Genomic DNA, 8,048 nt, shown 5'->3' with positions numbered 1-8,048 from the left:
TTACATCTCCAATTTTGCTTTCAAGACTGCTTTCGCTTCGTTAGCCTTCCTCTTACATCTCCAATTTTGCTTTCAAGACTGCTTTCGCTTTGTTAACTACCGTCTTACATCGCCAATTTTGCTTTCAAGGATGGTTTCGCTTCGTTAGCCTTCCTCTTACATCTCCAATTTTGCTTTCAAGACTGCTTTCGCTTCGTTAGCCTTCCTCTTGAATCGCCAATTTTGCTTTCAAGACTGCTTTCGCTTTGTTAACTACCGTCTTACATCGCCTATTTTGCTTTCAAGGATGGTTTCGCTTCGTTAGCCTTCCTCTTACATCGCCAATTTTGGCTTTCAAGACTGCTTTCGCTTCGTTAGCTACCTCTTACATCGCCAATTTTGCTTTCAAGACTGCTTTCGTATTTATAAATTAAATATCAAATCCAAACTAGCTACGAAAAGAGCCTGCTAAAAATAAAAGCAGTTATCTCTAAACTAAGAGATAACTGCTTATTATCAAGACTAATTATGTATAAGCCGTTTCTTAAAAACTAATTTCCAACTTATCCATAACATAATAATCAATACCGCAATATACATGTAAACCCCGAAATTCACTAATGTTATTAAGTAATGTATTCCACCGAATACTCCTGCAATAAACATTAATAAGAAAATGTAACCTGTATTAGTGCTTTGAGAGAATTCAAATGACTGGGAAAAAGGATAGACGTCATTGTTCATAACTTTTGATGCTAGTGTTGAGACTATAAGTCCAGTAAGCAGCATTGCTATCACATCTGGAATTATCCTTACAGAAAATATAAAGATAAAGATTATGCTTACTACTGTTACAACAGGAATATACAGTTTCATGAGAAAGGCCTTCATTGTGGCACTGTAAATTTGCTCTGGTTGCCTAATCGGAGTAACCCGATAGATCCATGCACCTTTATATTTACCCGAATATTTCAACATGTGAATAACTGAAGGAACCATCAGATTACAGAAGTACATCATCAAGTATATCTTACTTTCTCTCATTTCTGAGAAAGTCCCTGTTGATAAGTAATTAAATAGAAATATAAATGGAAATACTAATGAAATGCCTAAAGTAGGATAGACCTTTAGTTTAAACTCTCGTTCCTGTTTCATCATCTGTGTAGCAAATGTAAAAAACACTCTTTCTTCCTTTTTCCTGCATATCAATTTAGCTAGCCAATTGTCGATATGGTTAGTCTTTTTCTTATTCTCTCCGCCTGTATAAAGAAGTTTTTCCAGATTCCGTTCAAATGAGGGAACTAGGTACGAGTAAAGAACCACAGACAATATTGGAATGACGAAAGATAAAATAAAATAGAATACAATATTATTCGCATAATTATTATGTAGGACTAGTTCAAATGGCGCACTAAACCATACAGGTGGTATAAATACATGCCACCACTCCAAATTCATTTTCATCTGAAAGTCTACAAATTCAAATGACCTTGCTAAAATCTGATATCCAACTACAACACCTAGCGAAAGTAAAATCTGGACATAATTTATGATATCTTTTAATCGTTCACCATCAAAGAACCTTAGGATTAAGATATATATTAATGCCGTTAAAACAATAATAAAAAGGACAAGGAATATTAGTTGTATGACAAATAGTAACGCAAACAAAATTCCTTTTGTAGCAATGCTTACTATTAAGGGAATCAAAGCAAAAGCTCCTGTAAGCTGTATCATGTAAATCGATACATGCACCACTTTTGCAACACTGACAGTCCGTTTATCAATCGGCTTTGTGTTTAAAATAGTTTTATCCCTTACATCCAATAATACAGTGGAGAAGTCAGAAATCATCGAGGTCATTAAAATAAACATCGACATCCCAAACACTAAACTCATTTGAAATAGATAATTGTCCCCCATTACCAAAAAAGGAATTAGGATAAGACCATAGAGTGCATAAATCCCAAGAGATTTAAGGAAATGGTTAGATTGTTCCTCTTCCTCCTTCTTTTTCTTTGATTGATTAAAAATAGTTGGGACTCTTCTCTGGTCCATTGTTAATTTAAGACGAAGAATTTTCCTCATCATTCTATAATCAATACCAAATAATTTAAATAGACCTTGAAATACGTCCAAAATACGTAAAGACAGGAAGTTCTTCATTATCTTCCCACCTCTTTAACGATCGATACAACCTGTTCAGCTATCTCCTTTTGTTCATTAAAGCCTGTAATTTGATTGAATATCTCTTCTAGAGTTCCCTCTTTATTTTTCTCTTTCAATTCTTCAAAGGTGCCATCTGCAGCTATTTTTCCATCTGATAAAAGTATAATTCGGTTACTTATCTTTTCCACAACATCCATTATATGAGAAGAATAGAAGATTGTTTTACCTTCTTCTGCTAGCTTAGCCATAATCTCTTTAATAATCATGACACTGTTAGCATCTAGCCCACTTAAAGGTTCATCAAAAAAGAGTAAGTCTGGGTCATGAAGTAAACTAGAAATTATTAACACCTTTTGCCTCATCCCTTTAGAAAAAGAAGCTATTCGTTTATAGAAAACATCACTTAACCCAAACTGGTCAGCTAGCATTCTAGCTTTCTGCTCAGCAAACTCAGCATCCATCCCATAAAGCTCACCTATAAAAGTTAAATATTCTTGGGCAGTTAAATTATCATAGATCTCCCCATTCTCTGGGACATAGCCTATTCTCGCCTTATATGCATCATCGCTTTTGGCTATATCTTGATCAAAAATATCCACCCTGCCCTGATAACCATCAACAAGACCTAGCATTATCTTTACTGTTGTACTTTTTCCAGCCCCGTTTGGGCCGATATATCCAATGATTTGGCCCTTATAAACATCTAAATCGATACCATCCAATACCTTATTATCACCATAGCTCATGGATAAATTTGATATGGATAAGATCTTCTCGCGATTCGTTTCGATAATAATCACCTTCTATTCATTAAACTAACTCTACTTTAACATATTTTTCCTTATATAATTTTATGAAAGATTTACTTTTTTCATAAATCTAATTGATTACCAAACTTCATTACGATTAGTAGTGCTATAGGAAACCCAGTTATATTTCCCCAAATAAAAAAACTTACGAGTATTTTCTGCAACCCGCAAGTTTTTCTGTTTTACTTACTATTGTTAAACCCGATATCGCTACGATAGAAAAATTTATCATCTTCATCAAATACTCGAAGATAATCATAAATATTTTTCTGTGCTAATTGTTGGTCTTTCTGTAAAGATCCTACTAACAATACTCTTCCACCGGTAGAGTAATAGCGTCCTTCCTTATCAGCCCCTGTACCCGCGTGAATGATAAAACAATTAGAATCTTCTCTCAAAGAAGGGAGAGTAACTTCCTTTTGATAGGATCCCGGATACCCCTTGGACGCAACTACTGTACCAATACAATACCCTTGCTCCCAGTCTAAATCAGGGTTTTTGCCATTAGTTACGTCCATTATAACTTGCAATAAATCATTTTTTAAAAGTGGTAAGATAACCTGTGTTTCTGGATCACCTAATCTAGCATTGAACTCGATTACCTTAGGCCCATTTGTAGTCTCAATTAACCCAGCATATAAAACCCCAGTAAATGATCGCCCTTCACTTTTCATTCCTTTTGCAGTTGGTATTAAAATATGTTCTACTGCATAATCTAAATCAGCTTGCTTTAAATCAGGAACAGGTGAATAAGCGCCCATACCACCAGTATTCGGACCTTTGTCATGATCATAAGCACGCTTATGATCTCTAGCAGGCATAAGTGGATACACTTTCTCTCCGTTTACAAAGGCCATTAAAGAGAACTCTTTACCATCTAAGAATTCCTCAATGACAACACGACTACCAGCATCGCCAAATTGGTTATCTACAAGCATCATTTCAACAGCAGCTAAAGCCTCTTGCACTGTTGTTGCCACAACCACACCTTTACCGGCAGCTAATCCATCTGCTTTGATAACAATAGGTGCTCCCTTACTTTCAATATACTGTTTCGCTTCTTCGATATTAGTAAAAGTTTGATAGTCTGCCGTTGGAATATCATACTTTTTCATGATAGATTTAGCAAAATCCTTACTACCCTCAATTAATGCAGCTTCTTTTGTTGGTCCAAAAATATTTAGACCCTCTACCTGAAAGGCATTGACTATCCCAGCAATTAATGGAACCTCTGGACCAACAATTGTCCAATCAATATTATTTTCTTTAGCAAACGTTACTAATTCTTCTATTTGACTTTCCTTTATATCTATACAAGTAGCCTCTTGTGCAATTCCGCCGTTTCCTGGTGCTGCATAGATTTTATCTACTTGCTTACTTACCGTCAGTTTCTTAATAATACTATGCTCACGTCCACCACTACCAATGACTAATACGTTCATAGTCTCCCCCTCATAAGGCTTTATTTTAATCAAGCTTACTATTTTTACTTATGTAGGATAAAATCCATAGGTAGAGTTCCTATGGATTTTATTTTACTATTAATGTTTGAAATGACGCATCCCTGTGAACACCATCGTAATTCCATGTTGATTACAAGCATCAATGGAGTCCTGATCGCGCTTAGAACCACCAGGCTGAATGACCGCTTTAATACCAGCTTTTGCAGCAGCTTCTACTGTATCTGGCATTGGAAAGAATGCATCAGAAGCCATCACAGCTCCGTTTGCCTTCTCACCCGCTTGTTCAAAAGCAATGTTTGCCGCACCAACACGATTCATTTGCCCTGCACCAACACCAATCGTTTGATCACCTTTCGCTACAACAATCGCGTTTGATTTAACGTGCTTGACTACCTTCCACGCAAATAATAGTTCTTCTAACTCTTTCGCATCAGGTTTACGTTCAGTAGGTACAGTGATTTCAGATTCTGTTACAAATCCACTGTCTCTATCTTGTACTAGCAATCCACCTACAACGCTAACAACCTTCTTAGGGTTCGTGCCTGCATTATCCATAGGTGTTTCTAGTAACCTTATGTTTGGTTTTACAGTTAAGATTTCCAGCGCTTTTTCTGAAAATGAAGGTGCAATAACGATTTCTAAGAAAATATCTTTTAACTGATCTGCAGTAGCTTCGTCTACTTCTCGATTTAACGCAACAATTCCACCGAAAATAGAAACCGGATCTGCTTCATAAGCTTTTGTGTAAGCTTGTGAAATGTTTTCGCCAATACCTACCCCACATGGGTTCATATGTTTTACAGCTACTGCTGCAGGTTCACTGAATTCTAACACCATTTCAAGTGCTGCATTTGCATCTTGAATGTTGTTATACGACAATTCTTTGCCGTGTAATTGGTTCGCATTCGCAATGGAGGCACCCTTAACATTTGGTTCTTGATAAAAGGCAGCTTTTTGATGAGGATTCTCTCCATAACGGAGTGATTGTACTTTTTCATATGTAATCGTATAAGTTTCAGGATCTGTTTCACCTGTAATATCGCAAAAATAATTCGCAATCATCGCATCGTAGTTGGCTGTATGGCGGAATACCTTTGCAGCTAATTGCTTACGAAAATCAATAGAGTTATCCCCATTTAATTGTTCCAAAACAGAATCATAATCAGATGGGTCCACTACGACAGTTACATCACGAAAGTTTTTGGCAGCAGAACGTAGCATCGTCGGTCCACCAATATCAATGTTCTCAATTGCATCTGCTTCTGTTACACCTGCTTTTTCAATAGTCTCTTTAAATGGATAAAGGTTCACCACAACTATATCAATCGGGTGAATGTCACGTTCCATAAGTTGTTGTTGGTGTGATTCATCATCACGTCTAGCTAATAAACCGGCATGAATAAACGGATGTAATGTTTTCACTCTTCCATCTAATATCTCATCAAAATTTGTGACAGCAGAAACAGGAAGTGCTGGGAGACCCGCTTCCTTTAACGTCTTTAATGTTCCACCTGTAGAGATTAGTTCATATCCTAATTTATCTAACCCTTGTGCAAATTCCACTAAATTACTTTTATCCGATACACTTAGCAATGCTCTCTTTTTCATGCTTTTGTTCCCCTCTCTATAGCCCTGTTTTGATTGGTTATTAATTTCTGGATAGTTTGTGGATATAGTCTGTGCTCTACTTTTTGAACCTTTTGCTGCAAGGTCAATCGAGTATCGTCTAAGTCCACTCGAACAGCCTCCTGGTCAATAATTTCTCCGGTATCCATTCCTTCATCAACAAAATGAATTGTTACACCGGTAACACGAACACCCGCTTCGAATGCTTGTCCAATTGCGTCTTTTCCCGGAAAAGCAGGTAAAAGTGATGGATGAATATTGACGATTCTGGACTCATATTCAGAAAGCAAAGTTGGACCAATTAATCTCATATATCCAGCTAAAATAATCCATTCAATATCTCGCTGTTTTAATTCAAAGACAATTTCTTTTTCAAATAAAGCTTTTGATTCGTATTGTTTAGGGTTGAAGGTAAATACAGGTGTTTGATTAATTTTAGCTTTTTTAATTACTTCTGCTTCAGGTTTATCACAGATAAGCAAGGCAACTTCACAGTCAAGCGTCCCTGTATTTATTTGATTGATAATCGCATCATAATTGCTACCAGTTCCAGAGGCAAAGACAGCAATCTTTGACTTAGCCATTGATTACTGTCACCCCATTACCTTCTACAACTTCCCCAATCACATATGCTTCTTCCCCTATATCTTCTAGAAGCTGGATCGCCAATTCTGCCTCATGTGCGGATACGATGACAGCCATACCAATTCCCATATTAAAAACACCTAGCATGTCATCAAAGTTGAGACTTGCTTTTTCCTGTAAAAATGTATAAATTGTCGGAACCTTCCAAGATCCTGATGCAACATGAACACCCAAATTCTCCGGTAAAGCTCGTGGAATATTTTCAAAAAATCCACCGCCAGTAATATGACTAATCCCTTTAATCGTGAGATCTAGTTTTAACTGTTTAAGAGCCTTCACATAAATTTTCGTAGGTGTTAATAATTCTTCACCAAGCGGTTTATTTAATGATGGGTACGTTTTACTCAGTTCTAATTGCTGCTCTTCCACAATCTTACGAACAAGAGAAAATCCATTTGAATGAAGGCCACTTGAAGAAATACCAATTACTTTATCACCAGGTTCAATCATTTCCCCGGTGATTAGCTGTTTCTTATCAGCAATACCAACAACAAATCCTGCTAAGTCATACTCACCATCCTGGTACATGCCTGGCATTTCAGCTGTTTCTCCACCGATTAAGGCACTATTACTTTCCACACAACCATCAGAAATACCTTTGACAATTTGTTCTATTTTCTCTGGTTCATTTTTTCCGCAAGCTATGTAGTCTAGGAAGAATAGCGGATCCGCTCCTTGCGCAACAATGTCATTAACACACATAGCTACTAAATCTATACCGACTGTATCGTGTTTATCCATTTCAAAAGCTAGCTTTAATTTCGTACCAACGCCATCTGTACCAGAAACTAAAACAGGCTCTTCATACGAAAATGAACTAAGGTCAAACAATCCTGCAAAAGCTCCAACACCACCAATTACTTCTTTGCGGTTTGTACGTTTGATATGCTTTTTCATTAAGTCTACTGCGCGGTATCCTGCATGAACATCCACACCAGCCTGTTTATATATTTCGCTCATCATTACGCTCCTTTAGAATTTCTACCTATCATTTTTAGTAAGCTTCTTGTACTTGTTCTCACTCTTAGGAATAATCCATGCCCAAGGAATTTATTTCAGAATACTTGATACGATTTAATACGTAGTTGAGATAAAATCTGCAGTAACTTATAAGAACCTTTTGATGTGTGCTTGAACTCGTTCCGGCAGAATACTCCGCTTTTCGTGGGCACGGCCTCAGCCTCCTCATCAGCAAAGAACGCTTCTTCCGGGGTCTTCGGACGCGTGCTGTTCCCACAGAAGTCTCCGCATTCTGCCTACACTCTGGCAAGCTTCCTGACCTATAAGAGTTGCTATAACTTTTAGAACTAACTTCTTTAATAACTAGTTCTTTCGTAAAAAGAGAGGTTGCTAAGCT

The 8,048-nt window shown here is 37.0% G+C and carries 6 protein-coding genes; all 6 read right to left on the bottom strand.

All coding sequences use genetic code 11. The features are described from left to right. Window positions 1-501: 501 nt before the first annotated feature. Window positions 502-2,145, bottom strand: a complete 1,644-nt coding sequence (locus H7K77_RS15730) for a hypothetical protein (protein WP_186579056.1) — start codon at window positions 2,143-2,145, stop codon at window positions 502-504. Next, a complete protein-coding gene (locus H7K77_RS15725) occupies window positions 2,145-2,894 on the bottom strand; it encodes an ABC transporter ATP-binding protein (RefSeq protein WP_222599402.1) in 750 nt (249 codons plus the stop codon). Before H7K77_RS15725 ends, H7K77_RS15730 begins: the two co-directional genes overlap by 1 nt. A 245-nt stretch (window positions 2,895-3,139) precedes the next feature. Continuing rightward, window positions 3,140-4,399, bottom strand: a complete 1,260-nt coding sequence (gene purD, locus H7K77_RS15720) for a phosphoribosylamine--glycine ligase (RefSeq protein ID WP_186579054.1) — start codon at window positions 4,397-4,399, stop codon at window positions 3,140-3,142. A gap of 99 nt (window positions 4,400-4,498) precedes the next feature. Beyond that, complete coding sequence (gene purH / locus H7K77_RS15715) at window positions 4,499-6,028, bottom strand: bifunctional phosphoribosylaminoimidazolecarboxamide formyltransferase/IMP cyclohydrolase (protein ID WP_186579052.1); 1,530 nt, start codon at window positions 6,026-6,028, stop codon at window positions 4,499-4,501. Next, window positions 6,025-6,630, bottom strand: a complete 606-nt coding sequence (purN, locus tag H7K77_RS15710; RefSeq protein WP_186579050.1) for a phosphoribosylglycinamide formyltransferase — start codon at window positions 6,628-6,630, stop codon at window positions 6,025-6,027. The genes purH and purN overlap by 4 nt, the downstream gene beginning before the upstream one ends. Then, a complete protein-coding gene (gene purM, locus H7K77_RS15705) occupies window positions 6,623-7,651 on the bottom strand; it encodes a phosphoribosylformylglycinamidine cyclo-ligase (RefSeq protein ID WP_186579048.1) in 1,029 nt (342 codons plus the stop codon). The genes purN and purM overlap by 8 nt, the downstream gene beginning before the upstream one ends. Window positions 7,652-8,048: the final 397 nt, after the last annotated feature.

Source organism: Aquibacillus kalidii, from assembly GCF_014280935.1.
GTDB classification, from domain to species: domain Bacteria; phylum Bacillota; class Bacilli; order Bacillales; family Amphibacillaceae; genus Aquibacillus_D; species Aquibacillus_D kalidii.
Note: the sequence above shows the minus strand (reverse complement) of the source record. Positions and strands in the feature narration are given on the sequence as shown.

Bases quoted from the DNA above. Each gene is read 5' to 3' on its own strand.
- purH (WP_186579052.1), bottom strand. From the start codon at position 6,028: ATGAAAAAGAGAGCATTGCTAAGTGTATCGGATAAAAGTAATTTAGTG.
- purM (WP_186579048.1), bottom strand. From the start codon at position 7,651: ATGAGCGAAATATATAAACAGGCTGGTGTGGATGTTCATGCAGGATAC.
- purD (WP_186579054.1), bottom strand. From the start codon at position 4,399: ATGAACGTATTAGTCATTGGTAGTGGTGGACGTGAGCATAGTATTATT.
- H7K77_RS15730 (WP_186579056.1), bottom strand. From the start codon at position 2,145: ATGAAGAACTTCCTGTCTTTACGTATTTTGGACGTATTTCAAGGTCTA.
- H7K77_RS15725 (WP_222599402.1), bottom strand. From the start codon at position 2,894: ATGAGCTATGGTGATAATAAGGTATTGGATGGTATCGATTTAGATGTT.
- purN (WP_186579050.1), bottom strand. From the start codon at position 6,630: ATGGCTAAGTCAAAGATTGCTGTCTTTGCCTCTGGAACTGGTAGCAAT.